The 25,398-nt window shown below is 44.9% G+C and carries 23 protein-coding genes; 11 read left to right on the plus strand and 12 right to left on the minus strand.

Features of this window, described 5'->3' with window-relative positions; all coding sequences use genetic code 11:
- Positions 1 to 197 precede the first annotated feature (197 nt).
- Together rsgA and R3D00_06245 are read right to left on the minus strand one after the other, a co-directional pair.
- A complete protein-coding gene (rsgA, locus tag R3D00_06240; GenBank protein ID MEZ4772766.1) occupies positions 198 to 1,145 on the minus strand; it encodes a ribosome small subunit-dependent GTPase A in 948 nt (315 codons plus the stop codon).
- On the minus strand, positions 1,129 to 2,898 hold the full coding sequence (locus tag R3D00_06245) for a hypothetical protein (protein MEZ4772767.1): 1,770 nt from the start codon (positions 2,896 to 2,898) through the stop codon (positions 1,129 to 1,131). The genes rsgA and R3D00_06245 overlap by 17 nt, the downstream gene beginning before the upstream one ends.
- A gap of 224 nt (positions 2,899 to 3,122) precedes the next feature.
- Between R3D00_06245 and R3D00_06250 the strand changes: the two genes are divergently transcribed.
- Positions 3,123 to 4,106, plus strand: coding sequence for an OmpA family protein (locus R3D00_06250; GenBank protein ID MEZ4772768.1), 984 nt, complete (start codon positions 3,123 to 3,125; stop codon positions 4,104 to 4,106).
- Between the two features lie 39 nt (positions 4,107 to 4,145).
- Entirely contained in the window at positions 4,146 to 5,015 is an 870-nt protein-coding gene (locus R3D00_06255; protein ID MEZ4772769.1) for a hypothetical protein, read from the plus strand.
- A gap of 728 nt (positions 5,016 to 5,743) precedes the next feature.
- Here R3D00_06255 and rplI read toward each other — a convergent pair.
- From rplI to ppk2 (R3D00_06280), 5 genes are all read right to left on the minus strand, one after another.
- On the minus strand, positions 5,744 to 6,190 hold the full coding sequence (gene rplI / locus R3D00_06260) for a 50S ribosomal protein L9 (protein MEZ4772770.1): 447 nt from the start codon (positions 6,188 to 6,190) through the stop codon (positions 5,744 to 5,746).
- A gap of 13 nt (positions 6,191 to 6,203) precedes the next feature.
- Positions 6,204 to 6,479 (minus strand): 30S ribosomal protein S18, encoded by a 276-nt coding sequence (gene rpsR / locus R3D00_06265; protein ID MEZ4772771.1) that lies wholly within the window; start codon positions 6,477 to 6,479, stop codon positions 6,204 to 6,206.
- Positions 6,480 to 6,490: 11 nt separating this feature from the next.
- Complete coding sequence (gene rpsF / locus R3D00_06270) at positions 6,491 to 6,880, minus strand: 30S ribosomal protein S6 (protein ID MEZ4772772.1); 390 nt, start codon at positions 6,878 to 6,880, stop codon at positions 6,491 to 6,493.
- 101 nt (positions 6,881 to 6,981) lie between these two features.
- Positions 6,982 to 7,761, minus strand: a complete 780-nt coding sequence (gene ppk2, locus R3D00_06275; GenBank protein ID MEZ4772773.1) for a polyphosphate kinase 2 — start codon at positions 7,759 to 7,761, stop codon at positions 6,982 to 6,984.
- 1 nt (position 7,762) lies between these two features.
- The gene (ppk2, locus tag R3D00_06280; GenBank protein ID MEZ4772774.1) at positions 7,763 to 8,608 is read right to left on the minus strand and encodes a polyphosphate kinase 2; all 846 of its coding nucleotides are present in this window, start codon (positions 8,606 to 8,608) and stop codon (positions 7,763 to 7,765) included.
- A gap of 204 nt (positions 8,609 to 8,812) precedes the next feature.
- Here ppk2 (R3D00_06280) and lhgO point away from each other — a divergent pair, with 204 nt between their 5' ends.
- From lhgO to R3D00_06310, 6 genes are all read left to right on the plus strand, one after another.
- Complete coding sequence (gene lhgO, locus R3D00_06285) at positions 8,813 to 10,042, plus strand: L-2-hydroxyglutarate oxidase (GenBank protein MEZ4772775.1); 1,230 nt, start codon at positions 8,813 to 8,815, stop codon at positions 10,040 to 10,042.
- 56 nt (positions 10,043 to 10,098) lie between these two features.
- Positions 10,099 to 10,920 carry a prohibitin family protein gene (locus R3D00_06290; GenBank protein MEZ4772776.1) on the plus strand — a complete coding sequence of 274 codons (822 nt, stop codon included), beginning with the start codon at positions 10,099 to 10,101 and terminating at the stop codon, positions 10,918 to 10,920.
- A 24-nt stretch (positions 10,921 to 10,944) separates the two neighbouring features.
- Positions 10,945 to 12,036 carry a 4-hydroxyphenylpyruvate dioxygenase gene (hppD, locus tag R3D00_06295; GenBank protein ID MEZ4772777.1) on the plus strand — a complete coding sequence of 364 codons (1,092 nt, stop codon included), beginning with the start codon at positions 10,945 to 10,947 and terminating at the stop codon, positions 12,034 to 12,036.
- 12 nt (positions 12,037 to 12,048) lie between these two features.
- Entirely contained in the window at positions 12,049 to 12,993 is a 945-nt protein-coding gene (locus R3D00_06300; protein ID MEZ4772778.1) for an arginine deiminase-related protein, read from the plus strand.
- A gap of 31 nt (positions 12,994 to 13,024) precedes the next feature.
- Entirely contained in the window at positions 13,025 to 14,482 is a 1,458-nt protein-coding gene (locus R3D00_06305) for an arginine deiminase family protein (GenBank protein ID MEZ4772779.1), read from the plus strand.
- A 540-nt stretch (positions 14,483 to 15,022) separates the two neighbouring features.
- On the plus strand, positions 15,023 to 15,499 hold the full coding sequence (locus R3D00_06310; GenBank protein MEZ4772780.1) for a cupin domain-containing protein: 477 nt from the start codon (positions 15,023 to 15,025) through the stop codon (positions 15,497 to 15,499).
- A gap of 237 nt (positions 15,500 to 15,736) precedes the next feature.
- Here the strand turns inward: R3D00_06310 and R3D00_06315 are convergent, their stop codons facing one another.
- Positions 15,737 to 17,857, minus strand: a complete 2,121-nt coding sequence (locus tag R3D00_06315; protein MEZ4772781.1) for an elongation factor G — start codon at positions 17,855 to 17,857, stop codon at positions 15,737 to 15,739.
- 108 nt (positions 17,858 to 17,965) lie between these two features.
- Here R3D00_06315 and R3D00_06320 point away from each other — a divergent pair, with 108 nt between their 5' ends.
- Positions 17,966 to 18,730 carry a lysoplasmalogenase gene (locus tag R3D00_06320; GenBank protein ID MEZ4772782.1) on the plus strand — a complete coding sequence of 255 codons (765 nt, stop codon included), beginning with the start codon at positions 17,966 to 17,968 and terminating at the stop codon, positions 18,728 to 18,730.
- On the opposite strand, the gene R3D00_06325 is transcribed toward R3D00_06320, so the two are convergent.
- Positions 18,727 to 19,332, minus strand: coding sequence for a LysE family transporter (locus R3D00_06325; GenBank protein MEZ4772783.1), 606 nt, complete (start codon positions 19,330 to 19,332; stop codon positions 18,727 to 18,729). The two genes, R3D00_06320 and R3D00_06325, sit on opposite strands and share 4 nt — an antisense overlap.
- A gap of 197 nt (positions 19,333 to 19,529) precedes the next feature.
- On the opposite strand from R3D00_06325, the gene R3D00_06330 reads away from it, so the two are divergent.
- Both R3D00_06330 and R3D00_06335 read left to right on the plus strand, forming a co-directional pair.
- Entirely contained in the window at positions 19,530 to 20,546 is a 1,017-nt protein-coding gene (locus R3D00_06330) for a PorV/PorQ family protein (GenBank protein MEZ4772784.1), read from the plus strand.
- Complete coding sequence (locus R3D00_06335) at positions 20,543 to 21,745, plus strand: hypothetical protein (GenBank protein MEZ4772785.1); 1,203 nt, start codon at positions 20,543 to 20,545, stop codon at positions 21,743 to 21,745. The genes R3D00_06330 and R3D00_06335 overlap by 4 nt, the downstream gene beginning before the upstream one ends.
- A 3-nt stretch (positions 21,746 to 21,748) precedes the next feature.
- Here the strand turns inward: R3D00_06335 and R3D00_06340 are convergent, their stop codons facing one another.
- Genes R3D00_06340 through R3D00_06350 form a run of 3 tightly spaced genes read right to left on the minus strand, consistent with a single transcriptional unit; the run spans position 21,749 to position 25,120 of the window.
- Complete coding sequence (locus R3D00_06340; GenBank protein MEZ4772786.1) at positions 21,749 to 22,777, minus strand: DUF3089 domain-containing protein; 1,029 nt, start codon at positions 22,775 to 22,777, stop codon at positions 21,749 to 21,751.
- A gap of 16 nt (positions 22,778 to 22,793) precedes the next feature.
- Positions 22,794 to 23,867, minus strand: coding sequence for an SO2930 family diheme c-type cytochrome (locus tag R3D00_06345; protein ID MEZ4772787.1), 1,074 nt, complete (start codon positions 23,865 to 23,867; stop codon positions 22,794 to 22,796).
- A 32-nt stretch (positions 23,868 to 23,899) separates the two neighbouring features.
- Entirely contained in the window at positions 23,900 to 25,120 is a 1,221-nt protein-coding gene (locus tag R3D00_06350) for a parallel beta-helix domain-containing protein (GenBank protein MEZ4772788.1), read from the minus strand.
- Positions 25,121 to 25,398: the final 278 nt, after the last annotated feature.

Consider the following 25,398-nt stretch of genomic DNA (forward strand, 5'->3'; position numbering starts at 1 on the left):
ATATTGGTAGAATACAATCAATACGATTGCAAAGTACTTTGTGTTGCAAAGTAAATTATTTTTTTAAATAAAAAAAAAGCGGGATATTGATATATATCTCACTCGAAAGATAGATTACATGATTTCGCTTAACCCAAACTCATGTTAGATTACAAACCTCATATGATTTGGGTGCATTTGGGGAGATTTCGCAGGGTCTACCCCTCCGTCTCCTCCAGCATCCGGAGATAACTGTCATACCTTGAGGCATGAATTTCCCCGGCCTCTACGGCGGCTTTGATGGCGCACTTCGGCTCATTGGTGTGGGTGCAGTTGTTGAACTTGCATTCGCTCATCAGTTCCTGCATCTCCGGGAAATAATGGCTCAGATCCGTGCGCTCAAAATCGGTAATCCCCAATTCCTTGATCCCCGGAGAGTCAATGATATACCCGCCTCCGGCCAATGGATGCATCTCTGCAAAAGTAGTGGTATGAACGCCCTTATTGGAATACTCAGAGACTTCGGATGTTTTGATGTCCAGATCAGGGTCGGCCAGATTGATAAATGTAGATTTTCCCGAACCAGAATGCCCACCGATAAACGATATTTTTCCGGTAAGCAGTTCTGCTGCACGCGACTGATAGCTGCTATCGCGTGAACTGACATGGATCACTTCGTAGCCTATCCGACTATAAAGGTCTGTGATTTCCTCCAGTCTTTCCTTTTGCTCGGGACTATTAAGCAGGTCAATTTTATTGATGACAATTTTGGCAGGAATATGATACGCCTCCGCCACGACCAAAAACCGGTTGGCAAAGCCTGTGGAGGTTACCGGCTGGTCAATAGTAAACAACAGAATCGCCTGATCAATATTGGCCGCCAGGATATGTACTTTATGTGAATGGGCAATGGCCTTTCGGAGAATATAATTTTTGCGGGGAAGGATTTCCTGAATGACACCGGTTTCGCCTTCTTCGTGCCCGGAAAATAATACTTCATCTCCTACCGCTACCGGGTTGGTGGTATTGAGCCCTTCTATGCGAAATTTTCCCCGGATAATACAATCATACTGCTTACCGTCTTCGGTTTTTACCCGACTGCTGGAACCTACCGATCTGATGACGATACCCTGAGTCAACCCTCGCAAATCAATCGTTTTTTTCATACAGTTCTTTTACCGCTCCTACTGTAATCTTTTGCCATAACTCCATATTTTTTCGCTGCGCTTCGGTGAGAGTGGACTTTAATGCAAATTGAGGAATCATCCGGTAAAACCCTGTATTGACAGCTATTTTCGCTGTATGAAGCTGGTTCATATGAAAATAGTGGATTTCTATATCCTGCTCTGGCGTATCTGAAAAATATCTGAGCAAATCATTCAGATTGCCTTCTACTTTCATACCATTGATGCTGATGATTTCATCTTCTTCCGCCAGGCCTGCAGCCAGTAAAGAACTTCCCGGCAACAGACTTTCTATCATCGTATCTCCCTGCGCGTTGACCGTGGTTTTCATTCCCCACCAGGCTTCCCCTGGGTCATTGGGTTGTATCATATACAGATCCATACCCATATATTCACCGAGCCTTATCAGCGCCTGCTCCAATGAGTAGGTGCCGGAAACATATTTATCAAAGAATGGCCCGAAATCCTGTCCGCTGATACCTTCAATAATTCTGCGGTAATCTTTTCCGGTATAACCTCTGCCTGCTTTTGCAATGGTATGGTACATTTCCCACATGACATTGTCCAGTGAAAATTCATTGCCCGTTGCCTGTCGTATTTCCACATCGAGGAGCAGAGATACTATATATCCTTTGGTGTAAAAGGATATCCTCCTGTTGGGTGTTCCTGTTTTTTGATAGCCATTCACCCAGCTTTGAAAACTTGCTTCTTCCAGCGATATATAGGCCATTCCGCCCATATTATAGTGTGTGGAGAGTTCTCCGTTGATACTGTTGATCCACTGCTGGGGCGTCCATATTCCTCCTTTCCATATCATCAGATCGCCATAGTAGGTAGTAACCCCTTCTGTGATATAGTGAAGTTTGGAGTAGTTTTCTCCGTCGTAGCGGTAAGGATACATGTCTGCGGGGCGAAGGGCTTTGACATTCCATGTGTGAAACAATTCGTGGGAGGAGATTTCCAGCCAGGATTTGTACATGGCTGGCGTCATCAGCTGATGCCCGGGGCCCATAGCGATTACGGTCGAGTTGTGATGTTCGACGCCATGCCGGAAATGGTAGGGGAGCATCACATATAAATAGTGATATTCGTCCACAGGAAACTCTCCATACACCGCCAATTGTGCCTGGGTATAGTTTCGAATATCTGCCTCCATTTTTTCCAGATCGGGTCTGCATTCTCCCTGAAACCACAAATGAGTAGGGATACCGGCGATTTCAAACGGGTGATGAATCAGGTCTTCTCCTGCGAGAAAAGGCGTATCGACCAACTGATGAAAATTTTCCAAATGATAGACTGGTCCCTCTCCGGCAAATCCTCCTGCCAGTATATAATTGCCGGGCAGAGATATCGTGAGTTCGCAGGGGGAATCGATCAATTCCTGCCGGTACATAAACAGGTTGATCCCGTTGACATAGATACGTTTGTCATCAAAGTAGGAACCTCCGGCATCGGGAACATTGGCGAAATACAAGTAAGTGACAGTGAGCGTTGTTTCTTCCGTCACATTTACCTCCCAGCAATGGGTAGAGATTTTTTCTATCCTCATCGCATTTCCGTCGATATCACGGGCCGTAACGTCAGAAACATTTTTGGGATAGGCCTGAAGCTCATATCTTCCGGGCCGCCATTTGGGAAGGAAAAACCGGACAGGACCTGGTGTTACCTGTGTTTCAATTTCTACTTTCACCAGCCTTTCCTGGGGCCGGTTAAATGAAATCGTATATTTCATCATTCGTCGTCTTCGGTTTATGAATTAGCCCTAAATATAGGCAAAATTGTCCGGAAGAATTTTTGGACAGATTGTATAAAACGGGAAAATCAATTTTTTTTTCTATCTTACTACGGCAATTAAATGAATCATTTGTTTAATTATTCCTGCTGAATATTGTGACTTTACGGAAAATACTTTATCAAAAAACTATAAAGTATTTTCTTTTCTACCCATAATATAACCCTATGAGATTATTACTACTGGCACTGGTTGTGGCACTTGTAGGTTGGATTGGTGGTGGATCCTGGTACTGGGTTTGTAAAGTGAAAGGGCATTGTGATGCGCTTACAGTAACAGATTTGCCAGCTAATGACAGCATTAGCCCAACTGTTCGTGGAGCTCCATTTTCCGTTTTTTATGAGGGAAAACCTCTGATGACACAAAATGCGAATCTCCGTTTCCCGCGGTCGGGTGCTTCCGGTTTTGTTCCAGGCGAGGTTAAGACCGCACTGGACTCTCTGGCCGGCTACCTGAAAAACCATCCTGACAAGGACCTTGAAATCACGGGGCTTTTTGCGTCGGATGAATCCAACACTTCCTCTTTTTCCAACCTTGGACTTGCACGAGCTGATTTTGTGCGCGGACTACTGGCAAATAGCGGTACACCTGACGATCGTATGATCCGGAGTTTTGAACTGGGAAATACGGCCACGATGCCTTTTACAGCAGAGGATACCTTGCTGGGAGGAATCAATTTCCGCCTCGTTGACAGAGCCATTGCGGAAGCCGTCGCACCTGACCCTTCAGATACATTAAGTACTGAAACAAACACCACTGCCCGCGCTGCCGGAAATGAAGAAAAGTCGCGATCATTTGAAGCGGAATCTCCGGTATTTGAAGCGAGGAACCTCTACTTTGACTTCAGTAGTTCCCAGCTTTCCATGAATGAAGATATCCGGAACTATATCACAAAAACTATTCAGTATCTGAATCAGAACTCCGGGAAAAAATTGCTTCTCACCGGCCATACCGATGGTACAGGGACTGACGAAGACAACAAAAAACTTGGGCTGGAAAGAGCTGAAACTGTCCGGAAATTTTTTGTGGAATTTGGCCTTGCCGCAAGACAGATTGAAGTAGCTTCCAAAGGTGAATCACAACCATTGGGCTCAAATGACAGCGACGAGGGCCGTGCAAAAAACAGAAGGGTCGAAGTTAAAATTCAGTAAAATATTCCTCTTAAAACTATCATTCCAATATAATAAAACATGAACTGGGAAGGAATCATGGATGATCTGTCCGTAGCACTCATAATGATGATTGTAGCTGCCATCCTCGGCGGCCTCATCATATGGATCATCAAACAATGGGCCTACCGTGCCCTGAAAGCACGCTACGATCAAAAAGTAGGAGAGTATAGCGATTTATCTAATCAGCATACACTACTTGTTGGGAAAAATAAGGAACTGAGCGCTAAATATGACGATATCAGCACCAAATATTTGGAGCTGGAAGACAAGTTCAATATCCAGAAAAAGCAGTTGGCAGAATGCTCCACCAAACGCTCGGAGCTTGAAGCTGAGGTAAATACACTCGCTCCTTTTCGCCGGAGATTTGAAGATGTGTCTGTTTTGTATGAAAATGCAGTAAAGGAAATAGATGACTTAAAAACACAACTGAAAAGTATTCAGGTCAAACACGACGGGGCACAGGATGCGTTGAAGTCTGAGTTTGAGGAGAATAAAAAACTCCGGGCAGAACTGCTTCATTTTCAGGCTGCTGAAGTCAAGGCACATGAGCCCGAAGCGCAGTCCAAAGGTTTTGTGGACACAAAAGATAAAGAAACTGCAACCCTGGAGCGTATTCAGGCAAGAGCCCAGGAAATCAATTTTGACAGGATTGGCGTTGCTTCTGTTTCCGATAAAGATGACCTGAAACTGATTAAAGGCATTGGGCCATTTATCGAGAAAAAGCTTAACAGTATTGGTATTTTTACCTTCCTCCAGATTTCAAAATTTACGGCTGAAGATGAGGAAAAGGTAAATGAAGTGATTGAGTTTTTCCCCGGAAGAATCCGGCGGGATGAATGGAGCCGTCAGGCAAAACAATTTGACAAGGAGAAGAAAAAGAAGAATTGATAATCCTCCGGGATCATAAAATTCATTTCTGCGATTCCTTTGCGTCCTCTGCGTGAACCTTCGATATGTTGATCGGAGATCATCTACCTGCTTTTGAACGCAGATTACGCAGAGTACCACGCAGAGTAACGCAGATGCCTTTGCGAAACTCTGCGATTCCTTTGCGTCCTCTGCGTGAACCGTCACGATGTTGATCGGAGATCATCCCCTGCCTTTGAACGCAGATTACGCAGAGTACCACGCAGATTAACGCAGATGCCTTTGCGTCTGCCCGTGCAGATGCGATTCCTTTGCGTCCTTTGCGTGAACCGTCACGATGTTGATCGGAGATCATCCCCTGCCTTTGAACGCAGATTACGCAGAGTACCACGCAGATTAACGCAGATGCCTTTGCGAAACTCTGCGATTCCTTTGCGTCCTCTGCGTGAACCCGAGAATTTTTTATCGAAGATCAGTTTCATCTCTTTAAACGCAGAGATTTTATAACTCCGTAAAAAATAGTTGGAAATGTTTTGTAAAAAAAAGTAGAAACGGGTGACTTTTTCGGTTTCTGCCTGTCATAAAGACAGAATCGAAAATATTGATTCTCGTTCTAATTATAGGGCGTTTTCATGGCTGCATGAGGCTGTCTCTTTGGGAGAGCCTCATCTTTTTTTTGTAGAGGTAAGGCCAAAAAAAATCCCCATCCAGATAGGACGGGGATATAAAGCCTTTGAAAGTCAATATATTTAGTCCTCTTTGCGGAGAACTTCAATCGCAATTTCAGCTTTGACCTCTTTGTGAAGGTGGATCGTAGCAACGTATTCGCCTGTTGCGCGGATATCTTCCACGATGATCGTTCTGCGGTCAATTTCAAAACCTTTTTCCTTCAGCTTGTTAGAGATCTGGATAGAGGTTACAGAGCCAAACAGTTTACCATCCTGGCCAGCGAGGGTTTCGATGACGATTTTCACGCCATTGAGTTTTTCCGCTTCATCGCGGGCCTGCTGTTTGATGAATTCCACTTTATGGGAAGCCTGACGTTTTGTTTCTTCCATGGATTTCTTGGCCGACTCAGTCGCCATGACAGCCAGTCCCTGTGGGATCAGAAAATTTCGGGCGTATCCGGGTTTTACTTTTACCACGTCGTCTTTATCCCCGAGATTTCTTACCGGTTGAGTGAGTATTACTTGCATGAGTTACGGTTTTTTACTTCAAATCATCGGTTACATAAGGCATAAGGGCCAGATGACGGGCACGTTTAATAGCCACAGACAACCTGCGCTGAAATTTCAGGCTGGTTCCAGTCAGTCTTCTGGGAAGGATTTTCCCCTGTTCGTTGACAAACTTCAGGAGGAAATCAGGATCTTTATAATCAATATATTTGATTCCGGCGCGCTTGAAACGGCAGTACTTCTTTTGTCTCTGCTGGGTCCGGATTTGGTTGACCGCGGTAGGTCCGATTACTGAATCTCTTTTTGCCATAATTTCTTCGATTAACGGTTACCTTTGGTCGCGTCTTTTCTCAGCCCAAATCCCTGCTCACGGCGTTTGTGATTAAACGCAACAGCATGTTTTTCAAGCTTCACAGTCAAATGTCTGATTACCTGGTCGTCGTAACGGTATGCCTGATCCAGTTTGCTTACAAAATCACCATAAGCTCTGAACTCAACATAGGCATAGTAGCCGTTCGTCTTTTTCGCTATAGGGTAGGCTAGCCTGCGCATGCCCCAGTGCTCAACATTGAACACTTCCCCATCATTTTCCCTAATGAGGTTGACAAATTTGTCAACTGCCTTTTTGTGCTCAGCCTCTGGCAGATCGGGAGTGAGGATGAACGTTGTTTCGTACTCGTTTTTAAACGATTTTGGTTGAATATCCATCATAGGGTTTAGAAAATGGAGTACAAAGGTAGAACATTTTCAACAAATGTCAAACCCCTCCCTGTGTTTATCGCAAGTATCTTCCTCAATGGGAAAAGTGGAAGTTATTTGGGGTCATAGGGAATGGTTGCCAGGATATATTCCATAGCTTTGATTCGTGCGTTTGTCTTTCGGTTGGCATCGATAATCACCCAGGGAGACCTTTCTGTATGGGTAAGGGCAAACATTCTTTCTTTATAGATCGTGTACTGATCCCACAGCTCCTGCGCCCGATGATCCACTGCGGTCATCTTCCATTTTTTGAGCGCACTGGCTTTGATTTCATTGAAACGGGTTAATTGCTCTTCTTTGGTAATGGAAAAATAGAACTTAATCAGATAGGTGTCTGATTCAATAATCATTTTTTCAAAATCATTGACCTGCCCCATGAAAACCTGGTATTCTGCGTCAGTGCAAAACCCATTCACCGGCTCTACAACCGCCCGGTTATACCAACTGCGATCGAAGAAGACCATTTGCCCGGGATGGGGCAACTGATTGACGTATCGCTGAAAGTACCATTGTCCTTTTTCCTCCACTGTGGGAATGCCCAATGCTACTATGCGGAAATGCCTCGGATTGATGTGTGCGCTAATCCGTCGGATGGCACCTCCTTTGCCAGCTGCATCCCTGCCCTCAAAAATGACTACTACCTTTTTTCTTTGTTCAATCACCCAGTTCTGTAGTTTAATCAGATCTGCCTGCAATTCTCGTATCCTTATTTCATAACGTGCTGCGCGAACACATTTCTCCAGATCGACTTTATTCTCGGTAAGTAGGTGCTTGAGACCTATGCCGGAGTTGAGTATCTGTACATCTTCAGGGCTGAGTTTCTGTTTTGGCATATCAGATATCTATTTGTTCGAGGTGGCGATAATAGCGAATGATAATGTTTGGATCAGGAAGGGTGGTAGTTCCCGTTTTGCCTTTGCCCGAATAGTCAAACTGTGAAAGCATATAGCGCATACTCTCCAGTCTGGCAGTACGTTTATTGTTGGTTTTGACGATGATCCATGGACAAAAAGCTGTATGGGTCCTGGAAAACATTTGCTCCTTGTAATGGGTGTAGCTGTCCCATAACTCCTGCCCTTTCATATCTACAGGGCTGAATTTCCAGATTTTGAGGGGGTTTTCCAGCCTGGAGCGGAACCTTCGATTTTGTTCCTCCTTAGAAATGGAAAACCAAAACTTGATGAGGGTGATCCCATCCTCGTAGAGCATATGTTCGAATTCAGGGACCTGAACCATAAATTTTTTATACTGGTGTGAATTACAGAAGCCCATGACAGGCTCCACCACTGCCCGGTTATACCAGCTTCTGTCAAAAAAAACGATCTCCCCGGGGTTCGGCATTTCCTTGATATAGCGGCGGAAATACCATTGTCCCTGTTCTACATCCGTAGGCCGGCTCAATGCGACAACCCGGATCGTGCGTGGATTGAGATGCTCAACAAAACGCTTGATAGATCCGCCTTTGCCTGCTGCATCCCTGCCTTCAAATATAACCGCTACCCTAAGTTTTTTTTTATTGACCCATTGCTGCAGTCTGACCAGCTCAGTTTGAAGCAAGATCAGTTCCTCCTCATAACGCCGGTTTCGCAACTGTTTTTTTAAATCAATGCCCTTTCGACTGGCAATCTTTAGCAGGTCTCCTCTTATTTTTACACTCAGTAAATCTTTTTCAGTAAACATTTGAAATTTAATTGGCAGGATTTGCAAAAAGGATAAGATCGTCTCTTTCATGAAAATTTCAAAATGAATCCTGTCATTGGAAAAAAGCATTAAATTACTTATACAGTGGTACTGTTCAAAGCCGTATGTCTCCCGGATAACCGCCCCCTTTTTGTTTGACTATCCTATTCCTAATTCTCATCTTTGCGGATCAATATTTAGTCGATGGAAAGTCCCGAACAAATCTATGATATCATTGTAGTTGGTGGTGGAATTGTAGGCCTCAGCTCTGCTTATAAACTCCAACTGCGCAATCCTCACCTCAAAATACTGGTGCTGGAAAAGGAAAATCAGCTCTCCATGCATCAAACAGGCCGCAATTCTGGTGTTATTCACAGTGGACTCTATTATAAGCCTGGTTCATACAAAGCCAAAAATTGTGTCACTGGTCGGCGGGAACTCGTCAAATTTGCCCAAACACATAAAATCCCTCATGATGTATGTGGCAAAGTGGTCGTGGCTACAAATGAGAGTGAGCTTCCTTTTCTGGAAAAAATATTTGCCAATGGTATCGCCAATGATACCGAAGGGATCGAAAAAATCACCGGCGATCAGGTCCGCGAAATAGAACCCCACTGCGTTGGCATCGCCGGTATCTATGTTTCCTGTACAGGTATCATTGATTACCCTGCGGTTGTATATAAACTCGCCGAGCTCCTCACCGGGCTTAATGAAAATAGCCGTGCCCTTACGGGCCAGAAAGTGCTGAATGTCACCAAAGGGGAAGACTATTCGACAATTACTACCAACTGCGCGCATTTTAAAACCCGCCATGTGATCTACTGCGGGGGGCTGTTTTCCGATCGCCTCGCAACAATGGATGGCGTCGATATCTCTGCAAAAATTGTGGGCTTCCGCGGTGATTATTTTGACCTCGCAGACCATGCCCTCGATAAGGTGCGAAACCTGATTTATCCTGTCCCTAATCCTGCTTTTCCTTTTCTCGGGGTGCATTTTACCCGAATGATACACGGTGGGGTAGAATGTGGTCCCAATGCGGTGTTTACCTTCAAAAGAGAGGGGTATGGTAAAACAGATTTCAACCTTCGCGATACCGTTGAGTCTCTTACCTACAAAGGCACATGGAAACTTTTTTCACGCCACTGGAGATTTGGGTTGGATGAATATCGCCGGGCATTTTCAAAACGGCTTTTCCTCAACCAGATTCAACGACTGATTCCGTCTCTGACAATGGATGACATCGTACCGGGAAGATCAGGCGTAAGGGCAATGGCTTTGGGAACCGACGGAAATATGATTGAGGATTTTCATATTGAATACAAAGACCGCTCGATTCATATTCTGAATGCCCCCTCACCCGCTGCAACCTCCGGACTTGCAATTGGTGAAGAAGTAAGTGTGCTGGCTGAAACCCGTTTTGGTTTAAAAGTCTGAATGGGAATTGTCCTAAAAATTTACCTAATTGAATTATGAAAAAAAACACAGGTGACATGAACAAATCAAGAGTGGTACTAACCGCCGCGCTGGTGTTTGTCGGCTTTATTTTGCTGGTAACCATCACTTCAGGAACATTTATTACCATTCCGGCGGGGGAGCAAGGGGTACTGTTTAAAAAGTTTAGCGGCGGGGTAGATACCTCCCGAACCTATCAACAGGGATTCCATGTGATTGCCCCCTGGAATACCATGGTACGCTATAATACCCGTCTTCAGGAAATGACCATGAACAACATGGAAGTGTTGGCCAACAATGGACTTACCATTAATCTGGATCTTACCATTCTCTATAAGCCCATTCCTTCCAAGTTGCCCCAACTCCACAATGACCTGGGCGAAGAATACGCCAATACCATCATCGTACCCGAAATTCGCTCTGCCATTCGCGAAGTGATCGGTAAATATGATCCCGAGGAATTGTATGCCAGCAAAAGAGATGCTATCCAAACGGAAGTTGCTACTAAAATGGACAACGCGCTCTCCGCAAAAAATATCCATATGGATGCAGTACGTATCCGTAATGTCGTCCTTCCTGCCACCATCCGCGACGCGATCGAAACCAAACTGCAGGCAGAACAGGAATCCCGCAAATATGACTTCCTGATCGACAAAGAAAAAAAGGAAGCCGAAAGGAAAAAAATAGAAGCTGAAGGTATTAAAGAATACCAGAATATTGTTTCCCAAAGTCTCTCCGATCGTCTGTTGAAATGGCAGGGTATTGAGGCTACCAAAGAACTATCCAATTCCCCCAATACCAAAGTAATCGTTGTAGGTGGCGGTGAAAGTGGCCTCCCGCTGATTTTGGGTGGAAACTAACCAGGTATATTAACGCTTTTGATTATGCAAGATTTTCTTCCGCTCAAAGGGATTGACTATGTAGAAATGTATGTGGGCAATGCCAAACAGGCGGCCCACTTTTACAAAACTGCTTTTGGCTTTCAGTCTGAAGCCTATGCCGGACCCGAAACCGGAATCCGCGACCGCTCATCCTATGTATTGGTACAGGACAAAATCCGCCTTGTACTCACTACGCCTCTTCAACCGACCAGTGAAATCGCTGCGCATATCCACATGCACGGCGATGGGGTAAAAGCGATCGCTCTGACAGTTCCCAATTCCGGCAAAGCTTTCGAGGAAACGGTCAAACGTGGCGCCAGACCGTATCTCTTCCCCAATCGCTATGAAGATGATTTCGGCGAAGTGGTGCTCTCTGGTATCCATACCTATGGTGATACAGTGCATATTTTTGTAGAAAGAGAAAATTATTCGGGGGTATTTATGCCCGGTTATCAGGCCTGGGAATCTTCCTTTAATCCTCCTTCCACAGGTTTGCGATATATCGATCATATGGTGGGAAATGTGGGCTGGAATGAAATGGACCGTTGGTGTGAGTTTTATCGGGATGTCATGGGCTTTTCTCAACTGGTTTCTTTCGACGATAAAGATATCTCGACGGAATATACCGCGCTGATGAGTAAAGTCATGAGCAACGGGACGGGCAAAGTGCGTTTCCCCATCAATGAACCCGCTGAAGGAAAGAAAAAATCACAGGTAGAAGAATACCTCGACTACTATAAAGGTCCTGGTGTGCAACACATTGCCGTCGGTACAGGCAATATCATCGAAACCGTCAATGAACTGATCAGCCGTGGGGTTGAATTTCTCCACGTTCCGACCAGCTATTATGATACACTGGCAGAAAGAATCGGGGAAATAGACGAGGAAATCAGAGACCTGAAAGAGTTAGGTATCCTGGTCGATCGCGATGAAGATGGTTATCTGCTTCAGATTTTTTCCAAGCCGGTAGAAGACCGCCCGACGATGTTTTTTGAGATTATTCAGCGTAAAGGCGCAAGATCCTTCGGGAAAGGCAACTTTAAAGCTTTGTTTGAGGCAATTGAAAGAGAGCAGGAACTAAGAGGAAATCTGTAAGCCCTTCATCCTATGGATTCGCGCCGCCGCAGGCAGTTGCAGTTTACTTCACATCTTATGATGGTGAGGCCGTTGAATTTCGGCTTCAATGAGCAGACCGCTGAAAGTAATGCCTTTCAGCAAAAAGATTCCAGCCTGTCGGCTTCTGAGGTTCGGCGACAAGCTGTAGCAGAGTTTGATTCTTTTGTGGAAATCCTGCGAAATGCTGGTATAACCGTAACGGTATTTGAGGATATTGCGGTACCCCATACGCCCGACGCTGTGTTTCCCAACAACTGGATAAGCTTTCACAGTGAGGGTAAAATATGTGTGTATCCCATGCTCGCACCCAACCGCCAGGCAGAAGTAAGGCAGGATATGATTGCGAAAATGTCCGAAATATATTCTTCGGCAGAAGTTATTGACTTTCGCAGTTATGCCAAGCCCGGCCAATGTCTCGAAGGTACCGGAAGTATGATTCTCGACCGGGCAGGCAAAGTGGTATATGCCTGTATTTCTCCCCGAACAGATATTTCCCTGCTGGAAAAGTTTTGTGAAATAATGGGATACCAGTCGGTTGTATTTACAGCTACAGATGAAAATGGGCAGGAAATATACCATACCAATGTTTTGATGGGATTAGGCGACGGTTTTGCTGTCATTTGTATGGATGCGATTTCCGACAAAACGGAGCGGGAGCACGTGTCGGAAGCCTTGTCGGCAGGTGGATTCGAAATCGTCAACCTTTCTCACGATCAAATGAATCATTTTGCCGGTAATCTTTTGCAGGTGATAAATGAAGATGGGGTTGGCTATGCGGTCGTAAGCCAGAGAGCCTATGACGCATTGGATGTCTCTCAGATCACACAAATTCAGAAATATAGCGAGATACTTGTCATTCCACTTGACGTTATCGAAACCTTTGGCGGAGGTAGCGTCAGATGTATGATGGCAGAAGTATTTCCTCAATTGAAATAAAAACCCGATATTTCAGACTTAACCTTTTTTTATGAAGCCCCGGATTCTCTCGGAATACAATAAATTAAAGAAAGTTCTGATTCATACCCCTGGTGCAGAACATCGTCAACTTATACCATGGGAAGGCGATCATCATCTGATGGGTCCCAATCCCAGGGCCTATCATGAACTACAGCGAAATCACCGCGACCTGAAGGCATTTTTATGCCGTGAAATCGGTGAAGAAAATGTGCTGGAACTCAGGACCCTGGTTTCCGAAATTTTTGAAAATGCAGATTACCGCGAAAGAGTCCGCATTCTGCAGGATACGCTGTATGAAAAAGCCGACGAATATCTCGACCATTTGCAGGCAAGGGGAATAAAGCTCGAAAACTACGAAACCCACGAATTGGTCTGTGACCTGATTGAAGGATATCCGCGGAAGCTTACCCTCAACAATGGCCGCCTGCCCAATATTATTATTCCTCCCAAGCGGGAGATCATGTGGATGCGCGATTCCTCTGCGGTAACGCCCTGCGGCGTGGTGATTAATTCGATGGAGTCGCCCCGGCGCCTGCCCGAACCAACGCTGGTGCGTTCGGTGTTTAAATATCACCCCATGTTTGATGAAGATTCGATTTTCCTCGACATGGTAGATTTTCTTCGGAAAATAAAAGAAGACAATACCTGGTCTGGCCTCCGCGACAAATATTACCTTGAAGGGGGAAATATCATTGTGCTGAGTGAGGAAGCTCTGGCAATTGGCGTGGGGAAACACGAGTTTTTGTACTCCAACCGCACGACACGGCCTGCTTTCGAGATACTGGTAAAACATTTATTTGAAGCCGACAAAACCAATAAACTCCGAAGGATATATCTGGTAAATGTCCCCGACCTGAGAGGGTTTATTCATCTCGATACCGTGTTTAATATGTTTGGTCCGAAATCGGCGATTTGTATGCCCTATATTTTTGGCCATCCTGACCCACCCGGGCATGAAACTGCGACGGAAGTATTGCAGCATTTTGTGCGCTGGTTGCGCCGCAATATGGGCGCCAATCAGACCGACCTAAGCCGTATTCCCACTACCCAGCATTTTGAGAATGCAGGCAAAACGGAGGTGTATGACCGAGATTATATCCGACAAAAAGGCCAGGTCGTGCGGTTGCCACAGCCTGCCCGGTATTTTCTCGATCAGTTGGTGGACGACAACCTGATTGATCTCAACCGAATCGTCTGGATAGGCGGAGACCCGGAGGAAAGCATTACACCGTATGAAAATCTAATGGATGCGTTGTTTGATCAGCACAATATGGCGGGGAATATATTCACCACTGCCCCTTACCGTGCGATTGCTTATCACCGCAATCCCGTGACAGCCGATAACCTGGAAAAGGTATTGAAAAAACTCAGCCCTGATGCCTATCTGGAGCGAATGTCCTCCAACGAAATCCGCACCGACAACGGCGGGCCGCACTGCCTGACACTGCCGTTGTTGAGGGAGGAGTAGAGAATGCCGGGAGGTGAGGAGATCGTTTTCTTTCCGGTCTAAGATGCTTTTTGCATGTTTCTGCCCTGCATGCCTTTCAATGTTGTATCTTGCAGACATTAGAGCCCCTAAGAACATGTTGGGAAATAGTCTTTCACGATCCTTCGGAAAACGGGGGGCAGATTTCGCCATGGGCAACCGGTTCGCACCAGGTACAAAATGGCATTGATCACACTTCGAGTGACATCATCCGCTTGCGTTTCCAATCAAAAAATTCCGATATTGATCCCCAATAGGCATCAGTTAATTCGCTATATTAAGAGGTTATTTTGGTTTTTGTTTGCAAACTCAACCTAATGACCTTTGCCCACTTTTTAAAATCCTAACATGCTCTTATGGCGTGTAAACGGCTGCCAGTAAGGTTTTTAGCTCTTAACCAGGTTTGCCACGTGCGGACAGGAAAATGCTGCTAAATCGCCAACTTAGCCAATCCCGAAACTGTTGTACGCAAGCAATGAATACCGAACAAATCAGCAATATAAAATCATTAAAAAGTATACAATGAAAAAATCAATTTTCGTCCTGTTTATTTTGTCCTCACTATCAGGGTTTTCCCAGGATTCTGAATATAAAGTATCCTCATATCTTACAGAGGGTACAAAAGCACCAAATACTCATTACCTGGGAGAAGCCTGGCTGAATGGTATTATTCACAATGATGCCGAATTGGGTTATAATATTACAAAAGCAACCTTCAAAGCTAACTCAACCCTGGATTGGCATAAACATAGTTCTGCACAAGTCTTAATAATTGTAGATGGAGAAGCCTATTATCAGGAGAGAGGAAAGGAACCTGTAATTCTAAAAGAAGGTGATGTTATTAAATGTGAGAAAGATATCGAACATTGGCATTCCTCTACCAAGTTTAGTGATGTAACGTACTTGGCTTTATATGGTGGTGAACAACCAACTACTTGGACTGAAGTAGTAACCCAAAAATATTACGACGAAGTAGCCGAAAAGCTAAAAAGTAATTAATAATCATCAAGGGTTATAAATTCAGAAAATTAAAAAATGCCAGCGTACAATACGGGTTTGGAAAAAGTGGTGGTTCCATGTCCCGCAGATTCATTTCTGGTTAATCAAAAATTGGTTCTCTGCTTAAACATTTGTGGTTTAAAAAAACCGAGGTAGTTTACTTCAAACAGGGTAGGAAATGAAAAAGCACAGGCATTTTCCCTGTGCTTTTCTGTGTTACTTCTTTCGTTATTCCAGCTACACCACTTCCGCCGCATTCTCCTGCGCAAGTTTGTGCTGAATGTCTGGCGGAACGGTTGTAAACTCAATAAACTCCCGTGAATGTGTCGCCCGTCCCTGGGAGATTGAACTTAGCGCCGTGGCATATTTGTATAGTTCTGCCAGCGGCACCCGTGCCGTGATTTTCTGATAAGCCCCTTCGTTGCTAAATCCTTCCACAATCGCTCTGCGTCCCTGAAGATCGGTCATTACATCGCCCATATTATCGTCCGGAACCAATACTTCTACCCGGTAAATGGGTTCTAGCAGCTTAGGACTCGCATCGAGAAATGCTTTTTTGAAGGCATGTTGCCCGGCGATTTTGAAAGAAATTTCATTGGAGTCCACCGCATGCATTTTGCCGTCATAGACATACACGACGATATCCCTGGCGTAAGAACCCGTGATAGGTCCTTCCTCCATATTTTCCATGATCCCTTTGAGAATGGCCGGCATAAACCGTGCCTCAATTACCCCGCCTACAATACAGTTGCAGTAAACGAGTTTTCCGCCCCAGTCGAGCTCTACTTCCTGTCTTTCCCTGACTTTCAGCTCGGCGGGATCTGTATAACCTTCGTAGTATGGGGCAATTTTGAGATAAACTTCTCCAAACTGACCGGAACCACCACTTTGCTTTTTATGTTTATAGTATCCTTCGGCAACTTTCTGAATGGTTTCGCGATAGGATATTTTCGGTTTGATATATTCAACTTCCACACCATAGACATGACTGAGCAGCCATTTTGTTACCATGAGGTGTAGTTCTCCCTGCCCGTGAATGAGGGATTGTTTCAACTCTTTGGAGTATTCAAATATCAGGGTCGGATCGCTGGAGGCAATTTTAATCAGAGCCTGCGCCATTTTCTCATCGTCTCCTTGTTTTAGCGGAGCAACCGCTGTGCGTATTTTAGGGTTGGGGAAAACGATCGGATCAACGGATTCCTCATCGTCTTTTAACCGGAGGGTCTGATTTGTGCCCGTATCTTTGAGTTTTACAGTAACACCAATATCCCCTGCGGCCAGCTCGTCTACGGTATGGCGGTTTTTACCGTCAATAGTTGAAATCTGATTGATTTTGTTGCGGGTACCATTCGAAGTATTGGTAAATTCCATTCCAGCTTTAAGGCCACCAGAAACTACTTTAAAATAGCTCATGGCACCCGTGTGTTTTTCGTTGGTAGATTTAAACACAAACAGGGTAGAATTGGAATCGGTAACTTTTATTTCTTTTCCGGAGGTAGTTTTTTCAGGTCCCATATCACCGGGAGATGGGGTTACATTCGCCAGAAAGCCCATAAGGCGTCCGCTGCCCATGTTCTTTTTGGCAGAAAGGCAGAATACCGGAAAAAGATCGCGGTTGACCAGACCAGAGCGGAGACCTTTACGCATTTCGTCCTCGTCAAGCTCACCTTTTTCAAAGTACAATTCCATCAGTGACTCGTCATTTTCCGCCGCAGCTTCAACCAATGTGTTATGTAGTTCTTCTGCTCTGGCTTTTTCGTCATCGGGAATGGGGAGTTTTTCTGGCTTCCCACCTTCAGGCGGAAATTTGTACATGACCATTTTTAAGAGGTCAATGATCGCATTAAAGCCATCTCCGGTATTGTAAGGATACTGAACCAGTATGACTTTATCGCCAAATTGTGCTTTGGCCTGCTCAACAGTATTATTAAAATCTGCTTTGGATTGATCCAGTTGGTTGATAATAAAAACAGTAGGCTTATGATACTTCTGCAGATACCGCCATACCAGCTCGGTTCCAACCTCTACCCCATACTGAGCATTGAGGGTTACAAGAGCCGTATCCGCAACACGAAGTGAGCTGATGAGTTCTCCTGTAAAATCGTCCAAACCTGGAGCATCAATGATGTTGATTTTCGTCCCTCTCCACTCCGTGTGGAGGATGGAAGAAAAAATAGAATTTTTCCTTTCGATTTCTATTTCATGAAAATCTGAGATGGTGTTGCCTTCTTCCACACTTCCCATGCGGCTGAGCACACCACCTTCGAACATCATACATTCCGCCAATGTGGTCTTGCCCGATTTTGAGCTGCCCACCAGGACGATGTTTTTAATTTCGTTGGTTTGATAATGTTTCATAAGTTCGCTAGTGATTAGTCCGCTTATAAATTAGGGAAAAACTCAAACAGATGCACATAAAAGGCGGATAAATATTTGAAATTCGTACAGTTTTAGTGAATTTTTCCTATGAATAATTCTTCTGAAAAAACACCAACCATTATGCCTGTTCGTCTGAAGAATTTTACAGTGTTTTTATTTGTATTCGTTGTGGTTTTTCTGGCAGAATTGACCGCCGAATATTTTTTTGAAGTATATCCGGGGTTTTATTTTGTTGTTAAGCCCTTGGTAATGTCCATTCTCCTTTTGTATTATCTCTATATAACCCGGGCAAAAGGCGGATTGTATGATCTTATGATGATCATGGCGCTGTTGTTCTCTCTTACCGGAGATATCCTGTTGATGTTTTCGGGGATGGACTGGTTTATTGCGGGTATAGGCGCGTTTCTGATTGCCCAGCTTTGCTATATTTCGGTTTTTGGGATGAATACTGCCCCCCGTCAAACCCGGAGAGTACTGGTGCGAAAACCCTGGCTGGTAATTCCCGTGATTTTATATGGAAGTGTGCTCACAGCAATCATTTTTCCCAACCTCGGTACCCTGACCATTCCGGTATCAATATATAGCACAGTATTGGTGATCATGGTACTGGCAGCGATCAATCGTTGGAAATTTACTTCGGTAAATAGTTTTATGCTGGTATTGCCGGGTGCAATCCTGTTTTTGCTTTCTGACAGTATGATTGCCTACAGCCGGTTTGGCGATACAACTCTGCCCTCGTTATTTGTGCGGTTTTGGATAATGGGTACGTATATGGCTGCGCAGTTTTTGATTGTATGGGGGATTCTGGTGGAGAGAAAGCAACCTAAGCCACAGGTTCCGGGGATGAATTAAAACACATGAATCAAAATACGAACGCCAAACAGGATTAATACCAGTCCGATGACCCGGTATGTGGCTTTGAGAAAACCCGGTTGAAACAGGTCTTTCAGCCGGTTGGCAAATATTACCTTCAGTGAATCCGTGGTAAGGATCCCTAAAAGTGTTCCTCCAAGAAAAACCAGTTGGCTGGATGAGTCAGGGGTATGGGTTCCTGCAAAAGCAATCAATCCCATCCAAACCGCAAACACAAAGGGGTTGATAAAATTTACCAAAAAGCCTTTGATAAAGAAGTGGAGGTAGTCGAAGGTTTTGATTCTGATCTTTTCAGCCTGGTTAAGTACGGGCCTTACTGCATATCGCAACCCCAGGCCGATAAGGATAATGGCGCCCGCAATACCAATAAGCATTTCATTGCCAGGATTGGTGAAAAAAGAAGAAATACCAAATCCAAACAGAAGTAAAACACAAAGGGCATCACTGAGAAAAATCCCCAGGGCAACTGCCAGGCCAGACTTCAGGCCATGCTCAAGGGTACTATGAAGCAGGGTGAAAAATACCGGACCAATAAAGATGATCAATGCAAGTCCGTAGATAAATCCTTGTAAAAACGTCATGCTGATCCGTTTTTGTTGTCCTGCCCCACCTTTTTAATCGCGAATTTGGGAACAGGATGAGGCAAATATACATATTTTCGCAAAAGACCAAAGACCTTCCGCTTGTTTCTATTTGCACTAAAACCATGCCTAAATCAGAAATCACTTTCGGGATGTCCTTTCTTTTGGTAACTTTCGGGGGTATTATCAATCGCACTATGATTAAAAAATTTACTTTTCTGATCATTTTATTACAGGCGGTTTTGCCTGTAAAAGCGCAGCTATTTCCGCAGCTTGGTGCCCAACGCGCAGGAATTTCTGCCCTTACTTTCCTCAAAATGGATGTTAGTCCGAGATCAGCGGGCCTGGCCGGTGCTAATATTTGCCTTACCGGCGACGCCTATTCTACTTTTACTAACCCGGCAACACTCGCCGAAGTGGAAAATTTTTCACTCGCCGGTTCCAATACGTTCTGGATTGCAGATATCAACTATGCCTACCTCACGGCGACTACACATAATGCCCGCGCCGGTACATTTGGATTTTCTCTCAGTGCTCTGAACTCAGGCCCGATGGAGGTTCGTACCACCTTCCAGCCGGAAGGTACGGGTGAATTGTTTTACGCCAATTATTTCACAGCCGGACTTAGCTATTCCAAAAGTCTGACCGATCAGTTTAGCTGGGGAGTAACCGGTAAATATGTTCAGGAACGACTGGCTGAGTTTGTGGCACAGACCGCAGTCGTTGACCTGGGGTTTTTGTATGAAACCGATTTTAAAGACCTGCGATTCGCAGTGATGGTTCAGAGTTTTGGGGTAAACTCCACCCTGAAAGGCAGCGTTAAGCTGGACACGACCTTTAATAAAAAAACGCTTTCTCTCGACTCCTATCCTACGCCTACAGTTTTTATGCTGGGGATATCTATGATCCCCTGGAAAAGTGCTGATGGCAAACAATCCCTTACTACTCTCATTCAACTCAATCACCCCAACGACAATGCCGAAAATATCCGCATGGGAGTTGAATACAATTATAAAAATCTTTTGTTTCTGCGGGCGGGGTATAAAATTAATGTCAGCGACCAGAATTTCCCCACAGGTGGGGTAGGTATCCGCACCCGTGCAGGACGCCATCCGCTGGTATTTGATTATGCCCTCGATCCGATGAAGTATCTGGGGGTAGTGCATCGTTTTGGGTTAAATTTTACCCTCAATCCTGAAAATAGTATCCGATGAACAGATTGATCTATTCGATAAATATTCTTTGCATCGCTCTCTGGGGCTTTCTTGCCGGGTGTGAAGGGTTCTTTGGGAAAAAAACACCTACCGATTTTCTGGACGAACCGGTTTACAACGATCGCACGGTAGCCTATGTGCCCATTCAGCCGGTATGGGATAATTTCACCTACCCGACAGATATTATCGCCGGCTGGGACGAATTGCTGTATGTGGTAGATCAGGGCACAGAAGAAATCATTTCTCTCGATCAGGCCGGAAATGAACTGGGGCGTTTTCGTGTACAGGGGCTAAAAACTATTGCCCAGGACCGGCGACTTGATATCCTGGCGACAGGGACGATTGATACAACAATCAACGGAACCGACTTTACCCTGCCGGCCATATACCGCATAGACCTTAATAAGTCCGGGGAATATGGCTTAAAAAATGCGAAGATCAGCAAACGGATTATTCATCCATTTTACTATCGGTCGGGTACTCCTACAATCAGTGATGAAGCGGTTTCATTTACCGGAATCGCTGTCCAGGGCAGCAATAAATACTATGTATCCCGAAATGGTCCTTCCAATGCCCCCAGCCAGTTTGGTGGCCCGGACAATACGGTGCTCGTATTTGATGATACGGATAAATTTCAGACACCAGTGTTTGTAACCACAAATCTTGGGCTGATCCGCGATTACTTCAAGGCACCTCAGGGATTGACAACACCTGCACAACCGCCGCAAAGCCCGGCGGTATCCATGGCCCCTGATTTTATATTTGCTTCCATCGGTACATCCAATGTGTTACGGGTACAGTATGTTGCTGCGATAGAAACGCCGTTTGGTATCAGTTATCAGGTGCAAAATTATCCGGTAGGCGATACCTCCCGGGCAGATCGGTTTCTCTATGAAGCCAACCGGTTTACTACACCGATAGACGTTACGCTCACAGGAGATGGTACAAATTATCTGTTTGTGGTAGATGCCACAAAGGATTCCCTTTTTCAGTTTAACGGGCTCGGGTACGAAGGGGTTAATCCGCCCGCTGGTTCTGGTTCCAGAAAGGCGATTCTCGCCTCATTTGGTGGCACAGGGAGTGGACTTACCCAATTTCGCGAGCCCCGGGGGGTGGCGTATATCAGCCGTATCGTTTACGTAGCAGATGCAGGAAACAGCCGTATATTGCGGTTTAAGCTTACAACAGATTTTGAGTAGCGGTTATCTCCTGGAGGTATGGGCCTGACTATATGCCTTCACCCTTTGATCGATATTCGTTCTGATATTTACCCAAAAGAGATTGTAATCGCCAATATGGTAATTGCTGGTGAAAGCAAGCGGAAAGGGCTTTTTCGTCCAAAGCAATCCATTGTGAGCCTGAGCATCCAGTTTATGGCTTTTGATTTTTTTGTAGTTGGGGTATAAAAATCCTTCGTGCAGGGAAACTGGCGCATACAGGGTATCAGAACGCCATGACAGCGGATTTGTCACCAGGGCACTATCATAAAAATGGGCAAAATCATTTTTAGGGGTTCTGTCCCGTCTCCAGGTATTCCAGCTGATTACACAACCGGTCTGGTCTGGTGAATCACAAGCCGGTATGAACGCCATCGTATCTGCCGGAAAAGGCCAGCCAATGAGATAAGCTGCTACCAGTTTATCCTGCAGGGGTTTGCCATCAAAAAACTCTTTGATCAGCCTGATCCCATGGATTGTTCCCTGGCTATGGGTCGCAATCACAATCGGGCGTCCCTGGTTGTAATGCTCCATATAATAGAGGAACGACTCCCTTACATCCACATAGGCAAAGTTGAGCGCCTTGATTTCAGAGACTTTATCGTCTGAAAAGAAACCCCCAAAACTCATTTGCCTGTATCTGGGCGCATAAACCCGGCAGTTGTGGTTAAATACACTTGCCTGGTGTTTAATGGCCCGTTGATCGGTTTTTCCATTGAGTTCCTTGTCATTGACATTTGCATTCCATGCGAGCCCTCCCATGAAAGTTGTGGGGTGGATAAAAAACACATCTACCGGAGCGTCAGCCTGGTCTTCAGGGGTAACGTTGGGAGGCGTAATATCCGCAAAGTCAGACTTGTCTGGCAGAGCAGCCCAGGTATAAGTTTGGCTGTAGTCGGGTGCCGCCGAGGGGGTGTAGGCCTCAAATGGTTTTTGAGGAGGTTTGGTAGTAGAACAGCCAATTCCCAAAAGGAGAAGCAGCGTCATGAGAAAAATCAAAGGATTGATTTTCATTGTAGGTTTTCTCTGGTTATTGATAATCTTCCGGACTCATACTTTTTATCCAGGTCTGAATCAATTCAAGTGCTTCGGCATGAACCATTTTTCTTCCCACCTCCGGCATCATGACTCCAGGGTCTGTCGATGCCATCCGGAAGTAGAGTATGGAGGTTTCCGGGTTTCCGGGATTGATATCATACTGATGCCCACCTGAACCCCTGCCGGCTGCGACCGGAGCTTTAAATATACCCCATATATGTGGATCTTTCTGATGAATATCGAGAAATAATCCGGAAGTGTTGGCAGGCCCTTTGGGATTATGGCAATGTGCGCAATTGATGTCGAGCCAGGCCCGTGCCCGTTCTTCAGTTGTCCCTGACCGGGGGTCATTCCAGACCGCTATACGCGGTATCGTCGTTTTGTCCTGAGGCAATCCTTCAATTATACCTTTCTCTGCCCAGTAAGCCAGCTGATTAGGGACATTCAGCCCAAAAACTGGCTCAAGGGGATGATTGAGTTGCCGGGCAGAAGGACCTATGGGGACAAATACTCCATCATTGTTATGGCAGCCCTTGCATTGATTCAGATTGGGCATGGCGTATTCCAGCATTACTTTTTTTCCCTGGCCGTTGGTCCACTTTACGGGTTTCGTGTCCCCCGCGACTTCAAGCACAGCGTCTGTCTGTGTTTCATTCCAGTGGTAGGGAAATGCCTCCCATCCGGATTCTTCCCTGATCAGGAGGCGCGTTTCCATGAGGCGCCTTCCTTTGGCAGGTTTGCGCTCGTCGTTGTAGTAAAAAAACGTTTTGATAAGGACGGTACCAACCGGGAAATCCAGTACCTGTGTACCGTTGTAAGTGGCTTTTTGCCCGGGAGGGACCTTGACAAAACGCAGTTTTTGTGCATAGTCTGTAAACAATGGCGTCGCCAGTGAATAGGGAATCACCCCTTCTGCCGGAATTTGACCCGCGATATCACCCTCAAAAAAGCCGTATTCAGAAAGATTCATCAGGGGTTTGAATCGCGGCGAATCTGATGGCATAAAGCCACTGTTTACCCAAAGAGAAAGCATCGCAAGTACTACTGAAAATGTCAGCAATACCATTCTTTTGGATACATAAAAAGTGTTTGAACAAATCATTTTATTGAAGTGCGTAGAGCCGGCGCTGCGATTGCATCACATTCGCAGTCAAACGGTTTGGGATCTGTACTGATATTTTTGAAATTGTTTTCTGCATCAAGGCTGGCAAAACTGGCATTGCCATTGTTTCGGATACAGATTCTGTATTCTTCTTTGAATGAGCCATCATCATTTACAGTTGCTTTATCGAGGATGCCATCAAAAAGGATATCCGGAACATTCTTTTTAAACTTGAGGAATAACAATTTGCCGATAGGATTTTTCAGGGTCGGCATGGTCTTTTCTCTTGAAAAATTATTGTCGTGGATATATACTCTGGTAGGGTAGGGGTAATAACCTTTGTCTTTAATCGGAACCTGGGTCATGTAGTAGCTGATGATAGCCGCACTTGCCGTCCGGTTTGCATGGATCTCATTATTAAATACCTCTACATCACTGGTAGCGAGGACCATCACGCCAGTACCCGGAGGCACCGTAGCCACTGTATTTCCTTTTGGTGCAAAGTTCTTGAAATTATTTTCATGTACATTATTATTATACACCCGTACCTGTCCGCCTTTTTTCTTTGGAAGATCTGGCAGATCAAAAACCAGAATTCCACCTGTATTCATATAAGCTTCGCAGTTGTGAACATCAGCCCGGGTAGAATTTTCAATTTCAATACCGGCTACATTATGATAAGCGCGTGAATGGCGAACAATGATATTGTCTGACTGCCCCACATATATCCCCGCGTCGGAGGCACCGATTGCTTCGCATTTTTCGATAAGGACATTGGTGCAACTCACCGGATAAAACCCATAGGAGCCATTTTTGGGTGAGACTTTCCCCGTCCATTCTACCTTCATATTTACCATAGAAATCCCTTCGGTGTCCTTGGCTTTTAATCCATCACCTTTGGCATCCTGAATGGTAAAACCTGTGATCATGATATTGGCGCAATTGGTAATATTGATGCCTTCCGCACCTTCCTCCTGGCCTTTAAAAGATATGATGGATTTTTCTACTCCCTGACCGCGTATAACCAGGTCTTTTTTTCCTTCCAGAGAGATTGTCCCTTTAGCGGTATAAACGCCTGCAGGAATATCTATGGTATCGCCGGGCTGAGCCATGATGAACTGAGTTTGAAGCTGTTTCCGGATATCGCCTGATCCTGTCTGTGACCATGAAGGCAACCACAAACTGATAGTAAATAGAAAAATACACACGTTCTTCATTGGGAGTGAGATTATGGATGAATAGTAATAGTAGAATTGTTGTGCAAATTACGCATTACTGATAAGATTGACAATTTGCATAAAGCCCAAATTATTGAGAATAATTTTCTATATTTTACTCCTTTTTCATTAATTAACCAGAAAATTATATAAGCAATAATTGATTAAGTTTGGTTTTCAAACATTAGCAAAGGCTAATATTACAAAAATTTGAATTTTTTTTTAAAATTAACTAAGTTCGAATCCACGATAGATTTTAATAGTTTGTGATTTTCGCA

This window comes from Bacteroidia bacterium, from assembly GCA_041391665.1.
Taxonomy (GTDB): Bacteria; Bacteroidota; Bacteroidia; order J057; family J057; genus JAGQVA01.